The sequence below is a fragment of the Acinetobacter tibetensis genome, assembly GCF_023824315.1.
Taxonomy (GTDB): domain Bacteria; phylum Pseudomonadota; class Gammaproteobacteria; order Pseudomonadales; family Moraxellaceae; genus Acinetobacter; species Acinetobacter tibetensis.
Genome location: NZ_CP098732.1, coordinates 1,506,512 through 1,525,460, shown reverse-complemented (window position 1 = coordinate 1,525,460; position 18,949 = coordinate 1,506,512). Strand labels below are relative to the sequence as shown.

Genomic DNA, 18,949 nt, shown 5'->3' with positions numbered 1-18,949 from the left:
TATTTAAAGGATAAAAGCGTGACCTATCTGTTTATATCAGATTTACATTTGTCACCCGATCACCCTCGACTTGTTCGAGGGTTTTTCGCCTTGCTCAAAGAATATCAACACCAGCAAACCCAGCTCTATATTTTAGGGGATTGGTTCAATGCTTGGATTGGTGATGACTATACCGCCCCATGGTTAGATGAAATCGTTACGGCTTTACAACATTTTCATGCCGCAGGTAATCAAGTCTATTTCCAAGTGGGTAATCGTGATTTCGCCTTAGGTCAAAAATTTCTCGATCAGTTTCAGGGTATTTTGTTACCAGACAGCCATGTCTTAGAGATTAACCAACTGAAGTTCCGACTTGAACATGGCGATGCCTTATGTACCGATGACATCGGCTATCAACGCTTTAAAAAAGTCATTCGCAATCCTCTAGTCCTTGGCTTCCTGCGAAAAACCCCTCTCAGTTTCCGTACCAAACTAGCCAATGGCTTCCGAAAGAAAAGTCATGCTGCTCAGCAGTTTAAAAGTTATGAAGTGATGGATGTCAATTCTCAAGCAGTTACTCAAGCTTTGGCAAATGTGGATATCTTAATTCATGGGCATACCCATCGTGCTGCCATTCATGAACAAGAGGGTAAAAAGCGCATTGTGCTCGGTGATTGGAAAGAAGATTCAGCACAAATTCTGGTTATTGATCCCCAACAACAGGACTTAATATTAAAATTAAGTACGTTTAACTACTAAGTATTTAAAACTCTTATTTTTCGTTGCCTTACTTGAACACTATTTTTGCGATACATCTTCAGGGTTAATAGCCACCGCCTACTCGCTTTTCCTCACTGCCCTTTTTATACTTCGCCAACAATGCTCTTAATCCATTCATCAAGACACTGGTATCTACACCCACAGCGACAAACTCTGTTCCTAATTCGATGTATTTCTGCGTGACTTCATCTGTGGTAGATAAAATCCCTGCGGCTTTTCCTGCTGCACGTATTTTCTGTATTGCTGAAATGACTGCTTTTTGCACGTCTGGATGGTTTGGATCACCTTGATAACCCATCGTTGCAGATAAGTCGACTGCTCCAATAAAGACGCCATCAATCCCTTCAACTTTAAGAATTTCATCTAAATGACTTAAGCCTTGTACTGACTCAATTTGAATCAACAAACAAATTTGTTCATGCGCGTGTGCATAATAATCAGGAATACTGTTCCAACGCGTTGCTCGAGCCAATGCTGCCCCTACGCCGCGAATTCCTTCTGGTGGATAACGTACGGCTTTTACCATAAGCTCTGCCTGCTCAACAGTTTCCACCATCGGAATTAATAAGGTTTGTGCCCCAATATCTAATAATTGCTTAATTAGTTGCACACTACCAACGGGTGGACGTACCACAGCCTGTGAAGAATAGGCAGCCATACTTTGCAGTTGTAATAATGTGGTTCTTAAATCACTAGGGGCATGTTCACCATCAATTAAAAGCCAATCGTAACCCGCATTTGCAACAATCTCGGTTGCATAGGCATCGGCTAAACCGACCCAAAGTCCGATTTGCTGTTGGCTTTTTAATCTTTGCTTAAAATGGTTAATGGTGTCAGGCATCATGATGAGCTAGTTTTAAATGGCATGATGGTGATAAGTAAATCGATTTACAGCGCAAAATACCAATATTGATTTTCGATCTTATCATCGTATTCAACACTTAATCATGCATAATTCTGCGCTTATCTCATAATTGAACAAGCGTTGATAGAACATATAGGAACGATGCTTGAATCTGATACATGAAACGATTAATGTGAATATTCCGCTAATAACAGCATCGATTTGACCTCGGAGTGATTTTCATGGATCTTTTGAATATTTCAAAAACTCGTTATACCACTAAGGCTTACGACCCTTCCAAGAAAATTCCACAAGAACAATTTGAACACTTACTCGAAATTTTACGTTTAACCCCTTCTTCAATTAATATTCAACCTTGGCATTTCTTTATTGCAGAGAACCAAGTAGCCAAAGAACGCATCGCCAAAGCTTTAGTGGGTAAATATGCCTACAACGCACCAAAAGTATTAGATTCATCACATACCATTTTATTTTGCACCAAAGCTGATATTACTGAGGAACATTTAGAAAATTTATTGGCGCAAGATGATGTCAGTGGTCGTTTTAAAGACGCTACTGCAAAACAAGGTCAAAAAGACAGCCGTACAGGTTATGTCGATTATTACCGTAATGAAAAAGGTGATATTCAACGTTGGGCTGAAAATCAAACATTTATCGCGCTCGGTCAAATTTTACTCGCAGCAGGAATTGAGCATATTGATGCTACCCCTATTGGGGGTTTTGATGAGGATTTATTAACTGAAGAATTACAACTTACTAAAAAAGGCTTAATCCCCTCTGTGCTATTAACACTAGGTTATCGCAGTGAAACTGACTTTAACGCCAAGCTACCAAAATCTCGCCTAAAGAAAGAAGACGTTTTCACCAAGCTGTAAAATTTTCTTGTAATAATGAGGGACAATTGATTTGTCCCTTTTCTATAAAGGAATAAATCTTGCTTAATGAAGATACGAGTTCTACCTAAGCAGAGGTTAGTGATGTCTTTATTTATTCAGCTTCCAATTAAATTTGAATGTAAACACTGTCAACTCACCTATTTTCATGCCTATGCACCATCTGTATTACATAAACCACGCTGCCCTCAGTGTCATCATACTGGTTTACTCATGGGTGTTGCGGAGAAAAAAGACTTACTTCTCTACTCAATTACATCGGCTGCTAAACTTCTCAAACAATCATGGCATAGGCTAAACAAAGTACACTCATAATTCCTAAGCCCAACCCTAGACTGGTACTGGTTTTAAGTTTTTCCTTAAAGAAAATAAGCCCACTCAAAACACCCAATAACACCACCAAAATATTCATCCCTGCAAATACAATTGCGGGGCTATCTTTAAGTAACATGTGTGCTTTAACGTATAGCGCGATATTGGCAAAATTAAGCACGCCCAAACATAATCCCAAAAAAATGTTTGTAGATGAACCTATTTGTTTTGTGGTGAATAAAACGTATAAAAATGAAAATACAAAGGCACATATAAACATTAAGGTTAAAGCGACTGAGAATTGTACTCCTAAACCTGTCGTGTATTTCAGCAAGATGTCCACCAAGGCATAACCCACCCACACACTTGCTAAATAGAACATACCTGATGAACTAGCACTAGCTTGAGCATGGCTGCTGCGATGTGAATAAATAATACATAAGACTGCTGTAATACCTAAACCAATCCCGATAAGTTTAAGTATGCCAAACTGCTCATTAAAAATGAAATAAGCAGCACCTAAAGATAAGATGACTGATAAACGTTGTGCGACTTCAGTTTTGACAATACCCGCAGTTTGTAATGACTTAGATAAACATAAAAACACACTCGGTAATAACAAGCCTAGGCTAAGAATAAGCCACCATGGTGTATTACTTAGAGAAACATGGCTTAAATCCGGTTTAAACCAATAGAAACACAAAAGACTTGCAATCGCATAATTCCAGCAAATCATCTGCATAGGATTCAAGCCTTTAGCCTTAGAAACTTTCAGTAGTATTGATACCAAAACGCTGCAAAGTGCTGCCGCAAGGATCAGCTCCATTAGACATCTACCCCATATGTTCGTCAGTCATATAAAAAGCCCACATAAATTATGTGGGCTTCTATTTATAAATAATTTGTGGAGCGATTATTTATAACGTTCAACCATTTTCTCTAAAGAAATTGGACGAATCTTGTCAGCATTGCCTGCAGTACCAAATGCTTCATAACGATCGATACAAATTTGTTTCATTGCATCAACAGTTTTTGCGAAGAATTTACGAGGATCGAATTCGCTTGGTTGTTCTGCCATCATACGGCGCATTGCACCTGTCGATGCTAAACGTAAGTCTGTATCGATATTGATTTTACGCACACCATGTTTGATTGCTTCAACCAATTGCTCAACAGGAACACCGTAAGTTTCTTTGATGTCGCCGCCATACTGGTTGATGATCGCTAACCATTCTTGTGGTACAGAGCTTGAACCGTGCATTACAAGATGCGTATTTGGAAGAGCCGCATGAATTTCTTTAATACGGTCAATTGCCAAAATATCGCCTGTAGGTGGACGCGTAAACTTGTACGCACCATGTGAAGTACCAACTGCAATAGCAAGTGCATCGACATTGGTATCTGCAACAAACTGACGTGCTTCTTCAACTGAAGTTAAAAGTTGAGAATGATCGAGAACACCTTCAGCGCCCACACCATCTTCTTCACCCGCCATACCAGTTTCAAGGCTACCTAAACAACCGATTTCACCTTCTACAGAAACACCGCACGCATGCGCCATTTGTACTGTACGACGTGTTACATCAACGTTGTATTCATAAGTGGTTGGTGTTTTACCGTCTGCACCTAATGAACCATCCATCATCACTGATGAGAAGCCCAATTGAATTGAACGTTGGCAAACATCTGGATCTGTACCGTGGTCTTGGTGCATCACCACTGGAATATGTGGCCATTCTTCAATTGCAGCCAAGATAAGGTGACGTAAAAATGGAGCACCTGCGTATTTACGCGCACCCGCTGATGCTTGTACGATAACAGGTGAATTTGTCGCATCTGCTGCAAGCATGATTGCGCGCATTTGTTCTAAGTTGTTTACGTTGAATGCTGGTACGCCGTAAGCATGTTCGCCGGCGTGATCCAAGAGCTGGCGCAATGAAATAAGAGCCATAGTGTCCTCCCAGGTAATGCGACATATTCTACATGGTCATTAATTTCAATTCAGCAATAAATAACACTATTTAAAAAAAATCCCTGCAATTGCAGGGACCTTGTAAGAAAATACGACAATTTATTGAGCAGTGGCCTTTGAAGCTTCAACTTCTGTTGCAGGAGTCGCAGCATCGGCATCTACATTTGCAACTTCTGCAGGCACATCAGTATTCTTTTCATCCATAACTGGCTTATCTAATGAATCAATTGCAGCTTGTTGCTCTGGAGAAACTTTTTCTTCTACTGCTGCATCTGTTTTCGGTGCTTCATCTTTTTTGGCACAAGCCGTTAAAGCCAATGGTGCGATTAATAAAGCAGCAAGCGTTAATTTTAGGTTCATCACATTATTCCTACAACAGGTGATTTAATAGGCGTGATTTTATTGCAGAGATGTGACAGTTTGATGACCTAAAGATGAATGCAATAAAAAAGGCTGACCGAAGTCAACCTTTTATATTTCATCTCGTTCGATGCATTATTTTTTTAAGCACGTTCTAAAAGAACAGCGACTGCTGGAAGTGTTTTACCTTCAACAAATTCAAGGAAAGCACCACCACCCGTTGAGATATAACCAATTTTATCAGCAACTTCGTATTTGTCGATCGCAGCTAAAGTATCGCCACCACCTGCAATTGAGAAACCTTCAGACTCTGCAATCGCTAAAGAAAGCGTTTTAGTGCCTTCACCAAATTGATCAACTTCAAACACGCCTACAGGACCGTTCCAAAGAATTGTTTTTGAAGTTTTTAAAATTTCTGCAAAAGCTTGCGCTGTTTCTGGGCCAACATCCAAAATCATGTCGTTATCAGTAACATCTTCAACTTTTTTCACCACTGCTTTTGCAGCAGCCAATGAACCCAAGAAATCATCAAAGTTAATTTCAGATGCATCAGCAACAACAACATCAGTTGGAAGTGGTACAGATACTTTTGCCGCAATCGCTTTTGCTGTATCAATTAAATCATTTTCACACAATGATTTGCCAACATTGAAGCCTGCTGCTGCCAAGAATGTATTGGCAATACCACCACCCACGATCAATTGATCACAAATATCAGAAAGTGAGGTCAACACATCTAACTTAGTCGATACTTTAGAACCTGCAACAATTGCGACCATTGGTTTTTCAGGCGTTTGTAATGCACGACCTAATGCATCAAGTTCAGCCGCAAGGAGTGGACCTGCTACTGCAACTGGTGCTAAACGTGCAACACCTTCAGTTGAAGCTTCAGCACGGTGAGCCGTACCAAATGCGTCCATCACAAATACATCACAAAGCGCTGCGTATTTTTTCGCCAATTCTGGGTTATTTTTCTTTTCACCGAGATTGAAACGGCAGTTTTCTAACAGAACCACTTGACCTGCTTGAACTTCAACACCATCAAGATAGTCCGTCACTAACTGAACGTCTTGACCTAGAGCTTCGGTTAAATAAGCAGCTACAGGAGCTAATGATTGTTCAGCTTTTGGCTCACCTTCTACAGGACGACCAAGATGTGAATACACCATGACTGCTGCGCCTTTATCTAATGCGGCTTTGATTGTCGGTAATGCAGCACGTAAACGTGCATCACTGGTAATCACACCATTTTTAACAGGAACGTTTAAGTCTTCACGAATAAGAACTCGTTTACCTGCTAAATCAAGGTCAGTCATACGCTGAAAATTCATGTATAGCTCTCTGAATATATAAAATCGGCACGATTTTAAATGATTATGCAGAAAAAGGTTAGCTTCTTTTGCATAAAAGCTGCCGAAAGCGTTCGTTTTGATTATGATATTGAAAAGCCACAAATTGATTCACTGCTATGTCATTTCATCCAGATCCTAAAATTAACCGCTTAAATGTATTTGGCGAACCCTTAGCCAGTTGTTGTTTTGACCCAATTACAGGTTATTTCCGCAATGGATTTTGCCATACTGCAACGACCGATTTAGGGCAGCACACCCTATGTGCGCAAATGACTTCTGAGTTTCTAAATTTTTCACAGAAAGTTGGCAATGACTTAATCACCCCTGTACCCGAAGTTGGTTTCCCTGGTTTACAACCTGGCGATTTCTGGTGTATTTGTGTGACACGTTGGGTGGAAGCTTATCAGGCGGGTCAAGCACCTCCTGTTAAAATCCATGCCTGCCATCAAGCCGTTCTTTCTTATGTTCCACTGAATGTATTAATGGATTATGCCATCTGATGAATACCCAAATCATTCTGGCTTCAAGCAGTCAGACACGCAAAGATTTAATGGATCGCTTAAAGATCCAGTATGATTGTGTTGTACCAGATATTGATGAATCACCCCGTGGTGAATTACATGCAGATGATTTGGCTCGTCGTTTAGCCTTTGAAAAAGCCAATGCCATTGCACAGAAACATCCTGACTCGATTGTCATTGGTTCAGACCAAGTGGCTTGGCGTGAAGGTGCCCCAGATATATTTATTGGTAAACCGCTCTCGGCAGATAAAGCCATTCGTCAGCTACAAGCCAATTCTGACAAAATCGTCTATTTCAGTACCGCACTGAGCGTACAACAACATTCAACTGGGTTTGAACAAACACTGGTCGAACACTACAAAGTAAAATTTAGAAAACTGAGTTTGGCAGAGATCGAACGTTATGTCGCTATAGAGCAACCGCTACATTGTGCGGGTAGCTTTAAATGTGAGAGTTTGGGTATTAGTTTATTCGAACAAATGATCGGACACGATCAAACCACATTAATGGGCATGCCGATGATTCAATTGTGCCAAATTCTCCGTCAATTAAATATTTTAGTTCCTTAATTTAGGCTGTAATTTATGTCCCAACCTTTAGATGTTTTAGGCGGCATCACCGCTGAACAGTTTCTTCGCGAATACTGGCAAAAGAAACCTTTACTTGTACGCAATGCTTTACCTGAGATCATCAACATCTTAGAACCGAATGATGTGATGGAACTGGCTTTAGAAGAGCATGTGACTGCACGTTTAATTAAGCAAAAAGATAAAGACCCAAATCAATGGACAGTGAAATCATCACCTTTAATTAAGGGCGATTTCCAAAAGATGCCAAAACTATGGACATTACTGGTTCAAGCCGTCGATCATTACTCGTTTGATTTGGCTGAATTGTGGAAAAAGTTTCCATTTATTCCGCAATGGCGCCGTGATGACATTATGGTGTCCTATGCGCCTAAAGGTGGTTCAGTTGGAAAACACTTTGACTTTTATGATGTGTTCCTTGTGCAAGGCTATGGGCATCGTCGTTGGCAGCTTGGACAAATGTGTGATGCCAATACCGAATTTGTTGCAGGTCAACCTTTAAAATTACTGCCTGAAATGCAGGTTGATTTTGATGAAGTACTTGCGCCTGGGGACTTGCTCTATGTCCCACCAGGTTTATCTCATTACGGTGTCGCGGAAGATGACTGTCTCACCTTCTCGTTTGGTTTCCGTATGCCAAATATGGCAGATCTGATGGATCGTGTTAGTGACAAGTTTGCTGATAACACTTTCTTAAAAAATCCATTGATTGATATTCAAAGACAACATCCCAATTCAATTGGGCAAATCACCAAATCAGAATTGGATTATTTAAAAACCCTGTTACTCGAACGCTTACAGAATTCATCCGAACTGGATAATGCCATTATCAGTTTAATGTCAGAGCCAAAATATCCAGACAATATTCCTGAACCTGATGAAATTGAAGCAGATGACTTACGTGAAATTTTAGATACAGGTTATGAAATTTTACTCGAACCTGCGTCACGTTTATTGTATGCCGAACAAGACCAAGCATTATTGTTCTGGGCAAATGGCGAGCAAATTTGTATTTCTGAAGATTCTAGCAATCTGTTAAAGCAAATTGCAGACGGTCAAATATTGGCCTTTGATCAGCACTTTAATCATGACGAAATTTTAGAAGATTTTGCTCAACTGATGAATGATTCGATTCTGATGCTACTTCCACCAGCTGAAGAATAAGTCAACGTTACAAAGGCATTCAATCTCGTTTTGAATGCCTTTTTTAATATCTTTATTGTCTAATTTCCAAAAATGCCTGAACCACCGTTTTGCCCTTTTCAGAGCTGACTTGTAATTCAGCACCTACACGTTCTAAACGCATTTTCATACTTCGAATTCCAATGCTCATCCCATTTTGAAAATTGCTCTTCACATCAAAACCAACACCATCATCCTCAATGGTTAAAATCAGTTGGCGCTCATACGGAAATATTATAGAAACAAAGACATGTTTCGCCTGACTATGTTTCACAATATTGGTCAGACTTTCTTCCAAAACCCGAATAAGGGTTAAACACTGCAAAGCATTCGGCACATAGCCCCAATTTTGTGGAAAAGACCATTTAGACTCGATGTCCAATTCATCCATGAGTTGGCTAAAACGGTGACGAACTGGTGCTACCCATAAAATTGGATTTTCAGGAACTCGTGAGCCAAGACTTGACCCACTATCAATGATTTGTCTTAAATCATCCCGCAACAACTTTAAAATAGATAAAAATTGCTGATTACTCATATTGTGTTCCGCCTGATCCACAATAATCATGGAGCGCACCAAAGATGAACCTAATCCATCATGTAAATCATGCGAAAGATGAATTCTCTCCTGTAAACGAACATTCTCCAGTTCAAGCTTATGTTTTTCATTCATACTGGCATATAAATCTTGACTGACCTGATGCATTTTTTCTTCTAGTCTTACATTGAACTTCTCTACGCGGCGCGTATTTCTGGCTAATTTCACCCCTAAAATAAGCACGACAAAGACCGTAATGATTGGTGATGTATAAGGAGAAAGTGGTTTAATATTTTTATGTAAATTTGAACCTAGAAGTAAGCTATCAAATAATGCACAAATTAAAATACCAGTAAGACAGAGCAATAAAAATATATACTCTCTTTTCTTAGTTTTAATTGTAATATAAGCCAAATAAAAATAAGTCGATAAAAATAATAAAATATAAAGAATAAAAATATTAATAAAAACTGGGGTGATCCATTGTAGTGGTGTAAAGAAAATAATAATTAATATAATAAACGTGATACCCCAAATACAGCGCTCTAAGCGAGGAAACTCAATACGAATAAATCGAAGCAGATACGTACAGAAACACACCATATAAAGAATAAAAAAACTGAGATTGGCTTGTGCAGAAATCAGATTATTAGGAAATGGTTTAGTTTCTGTCACTAGAATATTGGAAATAAATAGAACCCAAAGTATGCAACTGAGTGCGAACCATGCAAAAGTTGTTTCTGAACGCCTAAAAATCCATATCGAAAAACATAATAGACCTAGCACCAATGAAATAATGATATTGATTTCAAATAAAGTTCGCCTATTCCAAATCTGTTGCCGATGTTGATCATCAGCAGCTTGCACATTATGGAAAGAAATCCCTCCAAGTCCTGCTTTTTGAAAGGCATAACCATTCACATAAATTAAAAACTCATTCTCTCCAGTTTTAAAACTAGATGGTGTTAATACCCAATATCTAGGCATATTCCAGCTTTTCGATAAGGGTTCAACCAAATTTTTATCACGCCAAAGTACGTTACGATTAAAATAAACTGCACCCGCAGAATTAATATATTCAATCGAAAATGCAAAAGATTCACTAAGTGTTCCTGAAGAACAATCAGGTTTCCAAAGTATTTTATACCACGCACCACCATTATAATTTGGCTCATGGATATCCCAGTTATCAGGTAACTCTACCTCTTTCCAACCCGATGTAGGAATATGATGAATCGTATTTGTTTTTACAAACTGAATCGGTTGCACTTGAATCGTACAATGCTCATCTATGGAATAATAAGATGATGCTGCGTAAGTCTGCATATGAATGCAAACTAGTGCAAACATACAAAAAATCCGCAGAATCAATTTGGTCATATAATCCCTAAAGTTCTCGCTGCACTTACAGCTTTCGTCCTTTTTGAAACAGAAAGTTTCCGATAAATATGCTTAATATGACTTTCTACCGTATAACGCGAAACAAATAATTGTTCAGAGATTTCCCGATTACTTAAACCTTGCGCCACCAAATCCAAAATTTCCTTTTCACGATTGGTCAATGCTTCCATATCGGATGGTAAAGCTTCCTGTTGTTGACTTTTATCATGTGCGTTTTCTTGTACCGCAATTTGGTTCAAAATCTCACGAGCAATAAAAGGGTCAATTGGCGCACCACCACGCAAAATACTACGGATCGCTAACAAGACTTCAGCGTCATCACGCTCTTTTAACACATAACCCGTTGCACCTGCCTTAATGGCAGAGAATAAGCTTGACTGTGTACTCCATGCTGAAATAACCAGAATTAAGGCGCTCGAATCTCTTTCGCGTAACTTCTCAATAAACTCCACGCCATTTCCATCTGGCAAACCCAAGTCTACCAAAGCCAATGAGACCGGAATTTCCTCTATTTTTTCAAATGCTTCTTTAAGATTAGAGACAAAATGTAATGTCTCATTTTCATATCCCAGTTCAGTTAGAATTCTTCTTAGACGGTTCTGTATAATTGGTTCATCTTCCAGAATAACTACTGGTACTGGCAACATTGTTTCATCATTGCTCATGTAACACCCCATTTTTTGGTATGTACTATACTCAAATTTTTAAGATGACTCATATCCCTATATTTGGGTAAATTAAAGCTTTCTCCTTCAATTTAATACTATTCTCCTAAGATACACTCATCGCTTACTTTTTACACAAAAAAACTGCTTATTCGCATAAATTAAATGAAAATAAACATGATTGTTATGTAAGCCACTCGACTTTTTTTAATGATTTATGAGTGAACTTCTAACACAAATAGTTACTTGTACTCATCATCAAATCTTGGCATTGTGAAATGAAATAAACTTCAGGTACAAGGATGAATTATAACTATGCCGAATCCAGCACAAATTGTACGCCACAAATTACTGAACACTTTTTTCTCGCGTCATTCTGTTTGGTTCACTTTTATTTTTATCACACTTAGCATCACTTGGTTTAGACTCAATTATGCTCCTCATTATATTTATTATTTCCTCTCCGATACGACCCTCAACGTATTGTGGTTGGTGAGTACTGTCCTAAGCATTGTCGGCTTATATGATTTATTACAGAATCGGCACTCAATTTTAAAAAACTACCCGATCATGGGACATTTTCGCTTCTTATTTGAAGAGTTCCGACCAGAAATTCGACAATATTTCATTGAATCCGATGAAGATGCTTTACCTTTTTCAAGAATGCAACGCAGCTTAGTCTATCAACGCGCCAAGAATGAAAATTCAGATAAACCATTTGGTTCCATCATCGACGTGTATCAGCAAGACTATCGCTTTATGACGCACTCCATTCAACCTTGTCCCCCTGCCGACCCTTCTACATTCCGCATTCAAATCGGGAGTTCACAATGTACTCAACCCTATAATGCTTCTATCATGAATATTTCTGCCATGAGCTTTGGTAGTTTAAGTGCTAATGCCATTCGTGCATTAAACAAAGGAGCACAATTGGGCAACTTTTACCACGATACTGGTGAAGGTAGTCTCAGTCCTTACCACTTAGAATATGGTGGTGATATTGTCTGGGAACTGGGCAGTGGATACTTTGGGTGTCGCACGGAAGATGGTACTTTCGATCCTGTAAAGTTTGCACAGCAGGCGGTTCTTCCCCAAATTAAAATGATTGAGATTAAGCTGTCACAAGGTGCCAAACCAGGACACGGCGGCATCCTCCCTAAAGATAAAATCTCTGCGGAAATTGCGCAAATCCGTGGTATTCCACGTGATCGTGATTGTATTTCTCCGTCTAAGCACTCAGCCTTCAATACACCTATTGAAATGCTACAGTTTATTCAAAAATTACGTGAACTCTCTGGCGGAAAACCCGTAGGATTCAAACTGTGTATCGGTCAACCTTGGCAGTTTATGGGGATAGTCAAAGCGATGCTGCATACGCAAATACTCCCTGACTTTATTGTAGTCGATGGTTCCGAAGGTGGGACTGGGGCTGCACCGATTGAATTGATCAATCATATGGGAACACCGCTCCGTGAAGGCGTACTATTCGTACACAATACCTTAGTTGGTGCTGGATTAAGAAAACAGATCAAGATTGGCGCCAGTGGGAAAATCATCAGTGCTTTTGATATTGCAAGCACAATGGCAATTGGTGCCGATTGGGTTAACTCAGCACGTGGTTTTATGTTCGCAATTGGCTGTATTCAAGCACAGAGTTGTCACACCAACCAGTGTCCCGTCGGTGTTGCAACGCAAGATCAAGACCGCCAAAAGGCAATACATGTGCCTACAAAAGGTGAACGTGTTTTTCACTTTCACAAAAATACTCTACACGCCCTATCCGAAATGATTGCTGCGGCAGGTCTACGCCACCCTTCAGATATTAAAGCCCACCATTTAGCACAACGAATTAATGACCGTGAAATTAAAAACTATGCTCAATTGCATTTTTGGTTAAAAGACGGTGAACTTCTAAACTGCGAAAATAAAGATCAGGAAAACTTTTATTTCCGTATGTGGAATATGGCAAAAAAAGAATATTTCTAACTGTAAATGGACTTGGCTAAGCTTTTAACCGAGTCCATTTTAAGCATGAATTTCAAAAATAATTTTAATAATACTCGCCTGTGCTATGCGCATGTAAAAAAGCAGGGATTAGACCTGTTAAAGCAGCACGAATATCAGCCCGTTCATTAATTAATTGATGTGACCCTTCTTCTAACATCAACAGGGTTTGCAATCGAAATTTCCGACGGATAAATTCAATGTTATAACGCCAGTCTACGGTTTGGTCTAATGCACCTTGAGCCAACCAGACAGGTATACGACAAGAGGGGCGCTCTTCCATCTGCTGCATCCACTTCGACATTGCCAAAATCCAGTCCATACCCATCATACGAGGTTGCAAAGGATCTTTTAAACGAACAAATCTTAAAAATTCAGGGTTATGATTATTACGACGGAAATGTCTCGGAACTTGACGCTTAATCCGACGAATAATACCCAAACCGACAGAGTTGTGCCACCAAGCCGATTTAGCAGGTCGAATTAAAGGTGACAATAATAGAACACGCTCTACATATGGATTTTCACGGCGCTCGGCAAACTCAAGTAAATGATGCATAAGGATTGCACCACCCGTACTTTGTCCAATCCCTAACCATGGTTTAGGAAGCTGCGAAGCATTTTTCACATATTGATATACCGCATGTAAAACACGCTGATAATGATCAAAATCTTGAATACTCGCAGGCGAACCATCACTCAATCCATGACCTGGGAGGTCATATGTAAGTACACTAAAACCTTGTTCAAGCAGTTCACGGATAATTGGCTGATAAATTCCGCTGTGTTCTAAATAGCCATGCAAAAGGAATACTGTTCCTTTTATGACAATCTTTCCTTCCGTATTCGGTTTAGGTTGAAACACTTGCACATGCAATTTAAACAAAGGCATTTGCACAAAACCTTGCCAATGCTCACAGTCCAGCAGATGCAGGCCGTACAACTTACGATAAGCTTGTAATTCAACCGATGGTGAAAATGCATGATTCAAATTTAATGGACTTAAAACCTGTGGCGTCGTGTCTCGATTAGGTACAGGTAAATCTAATTGTTTCAGTATACTTGGATTTAAAAATGGAATTTCAGGCATTAAGGTACCTCTCGGCAATCACTTGAGCCGAATAACATATCGCGAATGGTCGCCAACATTTCATAATTTGCGCGGCGGCTATGATCATAGTTTTGTTGGCTAGGCTGCCAAGCAGTTAATTGTGTTGGCATTGGTGCCTCAATAGGCACAGTCTCAATTCCATTTAAAGCAAATAAACGGCGCGTTCTAGGCATATGATATTGATCAGTAATGAGAATCACGGTTGGTGCTCCTCCTTTCTTTTGTAATAATAGCGAGCTAAAGCGTGAATTTTCACAGGTATTCATACTTCTATTTTCTAATAGTTTTGCATCGACACCACGCTCTTTTAACCAACGCTGCATATAAGGAGCTTCTACTCCACTCAGTACAATCGGTAAGTTATATACTTTTTCTACCGCTAGAGTTTTCTCTAGTCTTAATTTTGTATAGTCATTCACAACTATATCTTTTCTATTTTTGTCCAAAGTTAAACCACCACCTAACACCACAATCGCATAAGGTTGTGATAAAGCCCCTTTCGGTGTTTCATTCTGTTCTTTAATTTGGGCAATATCTTTTTCAATCTGCCGTGCATCAACACTTTCAACTACAGGTTTTACTTCATGTATCTGTAGAAAATCCAGATACTTTTCCATCAAGGCTTTATTTTCTTTGCTGTCTAACTCTAATAAATCTTTTACATTTTGTGTTGGATCTTCAGGCGCTGATGCGGCTTGCTTAGGATCTGCCAAAAGCGGAACTTGAGGTCGTTCTTCCTCTTCGTGTTGTTCTTGCTGCTCTTTATTAATTAAATCTTGCAAGGCTTTGTAACGTGCTTGAATTTGCGGTAGATTTTCAGAATTGTTTTGCTGAATTTCTTGTTCCATCAATTTAAGATACGCTTGACGTGCAATCCATAAATTAGAACCTGGTTCAAGATTCTCAGCTTCACTCAGCGCTGCCATTTTTTGACTTTTCGCAGCCACTTCATTCACTTCCACAGGAACAAAGGTATTTAATGCTTTGACCACCAATTTTGAATAAAATGGTGAATAGATGAAAATCATCAGGCAGCCCAAAAGTACAAAAAGCAAAGCTGCAATTTGTACAATACGAACCATCCAATGCGTTTTAACCATTCATTATTCCACGTGTGATTGAATTAAACCAACTGCATTAAATAAAACAGGTTCTGGTTCTAAGTTGATATTGAACTTATTCGACACAGCTTGCTGAACTGCACGATAAGTCGCCTGCACATCCAGCAAAGTAGCATTTTCATAGTTCACCAAAACCAATGCCTGTTTTGCAAACATACCAACCATGCCTAAACGCTTACCTTTCCAACCCGCCTGATCAATTAACCAGCCTGCAGCAATTTTAATCTGACCATTTGCTTGAGGGTAATGGGGCAATTGAGGGAATTTCGTATTTATTTGGTCAAAACATTGTGCAGAGATCACAGGATTTTTAAAGAAACTGCCCGCATTCGGATATTCTTTCGGGTCTGGCAATTTACTTTGACGAATTTGAATGACTTGATTTTGTAGATTTTCTGCACTCAAGTCTTCGCCCACGGCTTGTTTTAAATCGCCATAGCTCAGCTTCAAATCTGCATGTTTCAAAAGCTGAAAAATCACTTGAGTAATAACATAACGCTCAGGTTCATCTTTAAAAATACTGTGTCGATAAGCAAATTGACAATCTGGAGCTAGAATTTCAGTAAATTGCTGTATTACGCGGTCATAAACCCGTACAGCCTGAATAAACTCACCGACTTCTACACCATAAGCACCAATATTTTGTACAGGTGATGCCCCAACTAAACCTGGGATTAAAGCTAAATTTTGCAGACCATATAAATGCTGTTCAGTCGTCCATAGCACAAAATCATGCCATACTTGACCTGCACCAACGGCGAGCGTCTTGGTCTGATCATCTTCATTTAACGTTTCAATCCCTTGAATATCCATATGGATAACCAAAGCGTGAATATGCTCAGGTAAAAGCATATTGCTCCCACCTGATAAAATTAAAACATTGAGCTGCTGTTGTTCTGCATAAGACAAGGCTTGCAACAACATGTGCTCATTTTCAATTTTTACATAGTGTGATGCAACCGAACCCAAATTTAAGGTGTTAAAAGGCTTAAGTTGAACGTTATTTTGAATATACATGCTAAAACCTGAACTAGCCTTTCATCTGTTGTTGAAGTACCTGAACCCAAGCCAAACTACTTGATTCACATTGATCAAGTACACGCTCAAATCCATCATCGCCACCATAATAAGGGTCTGGCACAGCTTGTTGAAGGAATTTTTGATCATGCTGACTCATCAGGGCAATCTTTGCGCGAAGCATATGCTGCCCTAAAACCAATTGAGCCTGCTGCATGAGGTCTTGAATATCTTCTAAATTTTCATAATCCATTGCCAAAATCAGATCAAATTCAACAAAGTCTTGAATCTTAAGCTGACGTGCGCGTAAAGCAGATAAATCATACCCCCGATGTTTGGCATGTTTTTGGCTTCTTAAATCAGGTGCCTTATTCGGATGATAATTGCTGGTTCCAGCAGAATCGACCTCAATATTCAGTTGATGTGCATCACAGTAATGTCTAAATACCACTTCTGCTGTGGGTGAACGGCAGATATTTCCAAGACAGACACATAACACCTTGTAGGGCGTTTGCGATGACATAAGCACCTCAATAGAACGTTTATTTTGCAATGTCTTATGTTAAGTTATTTGGAGGATGAATCCCACTAAAACTGTATAACAAAAACACGTAAATATTGATAAAGCATGAAGGAATTGCCAATGTATGACTTTCAGTTTCAAACTGTTTCCCGAATTATTTCTGGTCTCGGCTCAATTCAAGAACTCACAACAGTCTTGACTGAGCAAGGTGGTAAGAAAGTGCTGTTGGTGACAGATAACGGTATGCTTCAACAACAATTACATCACCCTATTTTAGAGATTTTAGAACATCTATCTTTAGCACATGTGATTTATGCCGATGTCATTGCTGATCCGCCCGAACACGTTGTCAATTCAGCAGTAGAATTTGCAAAACAAGAAAAAATTGATACGGTGATTGGCTTTGGTGGAGGTAGCTCTTTAGATGTTGCAAAACTCATTGCAATTTTAGCCCATCCAGACCAGTCGCAAAAATTGGCTGAACTCTATGGGATCAACAACGTAAAATCTCCTCGATTACCCTTAATTTTAATTCCGACAACTGCGGGTACTGGCTCTGAAGTCACGCCAATTTCCATTGTGACTACAGGTGAAACCACTAAAATGGGCATTGTTTCACCCGTACTGTATGCGGATGTAGCCATTTTAGATGCGACTTTTACCCAAAATTTACCCGCGCATATTACGGCAGCAACAGGTATTGACGCCATGGTGCATGCCATCGAAGCATATACTTCAAAAATTAAAAAAAACCTATATGCCGATATGTTGGCAAAACAAGCATTAAGGCTACTCAATCAAAATTTAAAACTGGTACTAGAAGATGGTTCGAATCTACAAGCACGGCAGAATATGCTGAATGGTTCGATGTTTGCAGGTCAGGCTTTTGCTAATGCACCAGTAGGCGCCGTACATGCACTGGCTTATCCTTTGGGTGGACATTTTCACATTTCGCATGGTCACAGTAATGCCTTGGTTTTAACTGAAGTCTTGAAGTTCAATGCGCCGAATGCCAAGCATTTATATGCTGAACTGATGACATGGATAGACCCTTATAGCAAAGGTTGCACCGATGGTTTATGTGATTTATTTATCGATCATATGCAAAATCATTTAGACCGAAGTGGTTTGACTTTAAAGCTCAATGCACTGAATGTTCCAAAGAATGCCATTTCAGCACTGGCACAGGATGCTATGTTACAAACCCGACTACTGCAAAATAATCCACGTGATCTGCGCCTGAATGATGCTGAACAAATTTACCAAGCGATTTACGCTTAATTTATAACTTAGCAAAGGACATGCAAAAAATGAAACCCCAAGCCAAACTTAAAGAAAATTATCCTTTTATTTTTCCCATACAAACACGTTGGTCAGATAATGATATTTACGGGCATGTAAACAATGTCAATTATTATAGTTTTTTTGATAGTGCAGCAAATGCGCTACTGATTCAAAAAGCTCATTTTGATATACACCATTCACCGATTATTGGCTTAGTGGTGAGTTCATCTTGTCAGTTTTTACAAGAGCTTTGTTATCCCGAAGTGATTGAAGTCGGTGTGGCAATCAAACGTATGGGAAACAGTTCTTTGGAATATGACTTGGCCATCTTTAAAGCCAATCAAAATAGAGCTGCGGCACAGGGACAATTTATTCATGTTTTTGTAGATCGAGAGCAGCGCAAAAGTACGCCGATTCCCATGAACATGCGTCAGGCTCTACACACTTTTATGCAAGTTGAGCCTGACCAGAAATTTGTTTAA

19 protein-coding genes are annotated in these 18,949 nt (G+C 39.4%); 8 read left to right on the top strand and 11 right to left on the bottom strand.

Annotated features, from left to right (window positions below; all coding sequences use genetic code 11):
* Positions 1–18: 18 nt before the first annotated feature.
* Complete coding sequence (locus tag M5E07_RS07425; protein ID WP_252223437.1) at positions 19–738, top strand: UDP-2,3-diacylglucosamine diphosphatase; 720 nt, start codon at positions 19–21, stop codon at positions 736–738.
* Positions 739–802: 64 nt separating this feature from the next.
* Here the strand turns inward: M5E07_RS07425 and hpaI are convergent, their stop codons facing one another.
* The gene (hpaI, locus tag M5E07_RS07420; protein WP_252223736.1) at positions 803–1,600 is read right to left on the bottom strand and encodes a 4-hydroxy-2-oxoheptanedioate aldolase; all 798 of its coding nucleotides are present in this window, start codon (positions 1,598–1,600) and stop codon (positions 803–805) included.
* 245 nt (positions 1,601–1,845) lie between these two features.
* Between hpaI and nfsB the strand changes: the two genes are divergently transcribed.
* Entirely contained in the window at positions 1,846–2,499 is a 654-nt protein-coding gene (nfsB, locus tag M5E07_RS07415) for an oxygen-insensitive NAD(P)H nitroreductase (protein WP_252223436.1), read from the top strand.
* Between the two features lie 292 nt (positions 2,500–2,791).
* Here the strand turns inward: nfsB and M5E07_RS07410 are convergent, their stop codons facing one another.
* From M5E07_RS07410 to M5E07_RS07395, 4 genes are all read right to left on the bottom strand, one after another.
* Positions 2,792–3,655: an EamA family transporter gene (locus M5E07_RS07410; protein ID WP_252223435.1), complete on the bottom strand. Its 864-nt coding sequence runs from the start codon at positions 3,653–3,655 to the stop codon at positions 2,792–2,794.
* Between the two features lie 87 nt (positions 3,656–3,742).
* Positions 3,743–4,780, bottom strand: coding sequence for a class II fructose-bisphosphate aldolase (gene fba, locus M5E07_RS07405; protein WP_252223434.1), 1,038 nt, complete (start codon positions 4,778–4,780; stop codon positions 3,743–3,745).
* Between the two features lie 120 nt (positions 4,781–4,900).
* A complete protein-coding gene (locus tag M5E07_RS07400) occupies positions 4,901–5,161 on the bottom strand; it encodes a hypothetical protein (protein ID WP_116760872.1) in 261 nt (86 codons plus the stop codon).
* Between the two features lie 143 nt (positions 5,162–5,304).
* Positions 5,305–6,492 (bottom strand): phosphoglycerate kinase, encoded by a 1,188-nt coding sequence (locus tag M5E07_RS07395; RefSeq protein ID WP_252223433.1) that lies wholly within the window; start codon positions 6,490–6,492, stop codon positions 5,305–5,307.
* A gap of 137 nt (positions 6,493–6,629) precedes the next feature.
* Between M5E07_RS07395 and M5E07_RS07390 the strand changes: the two genes are divergently transcribed.
* The 3 genes from M5E07_RS07390 to M5E07_RS07380 are packed head-to-tail and all read left to right on the top strand — an operon-like array spanning position 6,630 to position 8,785.
* Positions 6,630–7,013 carry a DUF2237 family protein gene (locus M5E07_RS07390; protein WP_116760877.1) on the top strand — a complete coding sequence of 128 codons (384 nt, stop codon included), beginning with the start codon at positions 6,630–6,632 and terminating at the stop codon, positions 7,011–7,013.
* Positions 7,013–7,603, top strand: coding sequence for a Maf family protein (locus M5E07_RS07385; RefSeq protein WP_116760879.1), 591 nt, complete (start codon positions 7,013–7,015; stop codon positions 7,601–7,603). The genes M5E07_RS07390 and M5E07_RS07385 overlap by 1 nt, the downstream gene beginning before the upstream one ends.
* Before the next feature lie 15 nt (positions 7,604–7,618).
* On the top strand, positions 7,619–8,785 hold the full coding sequence (locus tag M5E07_RS07380) for a ribosomal protein uL16 3-hydroxylase (protein WP_252223431.1): 1,167 nt from the start codon (positions 7,619–7,621) through the stop codon (positions 8,783–8,785).
* 52 nt (positions 8,786–8,837) lie between these two features.
* Here the strand turns inward: M5E07_RS07380 and M5E07_RS07375 are convergent, their stop codons facing one another.
* Both M5E07_RS07375 and M5E07_RS07370 read right to left on the bottom strand, forming a co-directional pair.
* A complete protein-coding gene (locus M5E07_RS07375; protein WP_434087798.1) occupies positions 8,838–10,721 on the bottom strand; it encodes a sensor histidine kinase in 1,884 nt (627 codons plus the stop codon).
* Positions 10,718–11,407 carry a response regulator gene (locus M5E07_RS07370; RefSeq protein WP_252223427.1) on the bottom strand — a complete coding sequence of 230 codons (690 nt, stop codon included), beginning with the start codon at positions 11,405–11,407 and terminating at the stop codon, positions 10,718–10,720. The genes M5E07_RS07375 and M5E07_RS07370 overlap by 4 nt, the downstream gene beginning before the upstream one ends.
* A 315-nt stretch (positions 11,408–11,722) precedes the next feature.
* Here M5E07_RS07370 and M5E07_RS07365 point away from each other — a divergent pair, with 315 nt between their 5' ends.
* Positions 11,723–13,393 (top strand): FMN-binding glutamate synthase family protein, encoded by a 1,671-nt coding sequence (locus M5E07_RS07365; RefSeq protein WP_252223425.1) that lies wholly within the window; start codon positions 11,723–11,725, stop codon positions 13,391–13,393.
* 64 nt (positions 13,394–13,457) lie between these two features.
* Here the strand turns inward: M5E07_RS07365 and M5E07_RS07360 are convergent, their stop codons facing one another.
* Genes M5E07_RS07360 through M5E07_RS07345 form a run of 4 tightly spaced genes read right to left on the bottom strand, consistent with a single transcriptional unit; the run spans position 13,458 to position 17,183 of the window.
* Positions 13,458–14,501, bottom strand: a complete 1,044-nt coding sequence (locus tag M5E07_RS07360; RefSeq protein WP_252223423.1) for an alpha/beta hydrolase — start codon at positions 14,499–14,501, stop codon at positions 13,458–13,460.
* The gene (locus M5E07_RS07355; RefSeq protein ID WP_252223421.1) at positions 14,501–15,622 is read right to left on the bottom strand and encodes a YdcF family protein; all 1,122 of its coding nucleotides are present in this window, start codon (positions 15,620–15,622) and stop codon (positions 14,501–14,503) included. Before M5E07_RS07355 ends, M5E07_RS07360 begins: the two co-directional genes overlap by 1 nt.
* A 3-nt stretch (positions 15,623–15,625) precedes the next feature.
* Positions 15,626–16,660 carry a UDP-N-acetylmuramate dehydrogenase gene (murB, locus tag M5E07_RS07350; protein ID WP_252223419.1) on the bottom strand — a complete coding sequence of 345 codons (1,035 nt, stop codon included), beginning with the start codon at positions 16,658–16,660 and terminating at the stop codon, positions 15,626–15,628.
* Positions 16,661–16,673: 13 nt separating this feature from the next.
* The gene (locus tag M5E07_RS07345; protein WP_252223416.1) at positions 16,674–17,183 is read right to left on the bottom strand and encodes a low molecular weight protein-tyrosine-phosphatase; all 510 of its coding nucleotides are present in this window, start codon (positions 17,181–17,183) and stop codon (positions 16,674–16,676) included.
* A gap of 120 nt (positions 17,184–17,303) precedes the next feature.
* Between M5E07_RS07345 and M5E07_RS07340 the strand changes: the two genes are divergently transcribed.
* Together M5E07_RS07340 and M5E07_RS07335 are read left to right on the top strand one after the other, a co-directional pair.
* Entirely contained in the window at positions 17,304–18,464 is a 1,161-nt protein-coding gene (locus M5E07_RS07340; protein ID WP_252223414.1) for an iron-containing alcohol dehydrogenase, read from the top strand.
* Positions 18,465–18,493: 29 nt separating this feature from the next.
* Positions 18,494–18,949, top strand: a complete 456-nt coding sequence (locus M5E07_RS07335; RefSeq protein ID WP_165815698.1) for an acyl-CoA thioesterase — start codon at positions 18,494–18,496, stop codon at positions 18,947–18,949.

Coding starts and splice junctions, on each gene's coding strand:
- hpaI (WP_252223736.1), bottom strand. CDS start 1,600: ATGCCTGACACCATTAACCATTTTAAGCAAAGATTAAAAAGCCAACAG.
- nfsB (WP_252223436.1), top strand. CDS start 1,846: ATGGATCTTTTGAATATTTCAAAAACTCGTTATACCACTAAGGCTTAC.
- M5E07_RS07410 (WP_252223435.1), bottom strand. CDS start 3,655: ATGGAGCTGATCCTTGCGGCAGCACTTTGCAGCGTTTTGGTATCAATA.
- fba (WP_252223434.1), bottom strand. CDS start 4,780: ATGGCTCTTATTTCATTGCGCCAGCTCTTGGATCACGCCGGCGAACAT.
- M5E07_RS07400 (WP_116760872.1), bottom strand. CDS start 5,161: ATGAACCTAAAATTAACGCTTGCTGCTTTATTAATCGCACCATTGGCT.
- M5E07_RS07395 (WP_252223433.1), bottom strand. CDS start 6,492: ATGAATTTTCAGCGTATGACTGACCTTGATTTAGCAGGTAAACGAGTT.
- M5E07_RS07390 (WP_116760877.1), top strand. CDS start 6,630: ATGTCATTTCATCCAGATCCTAAAATTAACCGCTTAAATGTATTTGGC.
- M5E07_RS07385 (WP_116760879.1), top strand. CDS start 7,013: ATGAATACCCAAATCATTCTGGCTTCAAGCAGTCAGACACGCAAAGAT.
- M5E07_RS07380 (WP_252223431.1), top strand. CDS start 7,619: ATGTCCCAACCTTTAGATGTTTTAGGCGGCATCACCGCTGAACAGTTT.
- M5E07_RS07375 (WP_434087798.1), bottom strand. CDS start 10,721: ATGACCAAATTGATTCTGCGGATTTTTTGTATGTTTGCACTAGTTTGC.
- M5E07_RS07370 (WP_252223427.1), bottom strand. CDS start 11,407: ATGAGCAATGATGAAACAATGTTGCCAGTACCAGTAGTTATTCTGGAA.
- M5E07_RS07365 (WP_252223425.1), top strand. CDS start 11,723: ATGCCGAATCCAGCACAAATTGTACGCCACAAATTACTGAACACTTTT.
- M5E07_RS07360 (WP_252223423.1), bottom strand. CDS start 14,501: ATGCCTGAAATTCCATTTTTAAATCCAAGTATACTGAAACAATTAGAT.
- M5E07_RS07355 (WP_252223421.1), bottom strand. CDS start 15,622: ATGGTTAAAACGCATTGGATGGTTCGTATTGTACAAATTGCAGCTTTG.
- murB (WP_252223419.1), bottom strand. CDS start 16,660: ATGTATATTCAAAATAACGTTCAACTTAAGCCTTTTAACACCTTAAAT.
- M5E07_RS07345 (WP_252223416.1), bottom strand. CDS start 17,183: ATGTCATCGCAAACGCCCTACAAGGTGTTATGTGTCTGTCTTGGAAAT.
- M5E07_RS07340 (WP_252223414.1), top strand. CDS start 17,304: ATGTATGACTTTCAGTTTCAAACTGTTTCCCGAATTATTTCTGGTCTC.
- M5E07_RS07335 (WP_165815698.1), top strand. CDS start 18,494: ATGAAACCCCAAGCCAAACTTAAAGAAAATTATCCTTTTATTTTTCCC.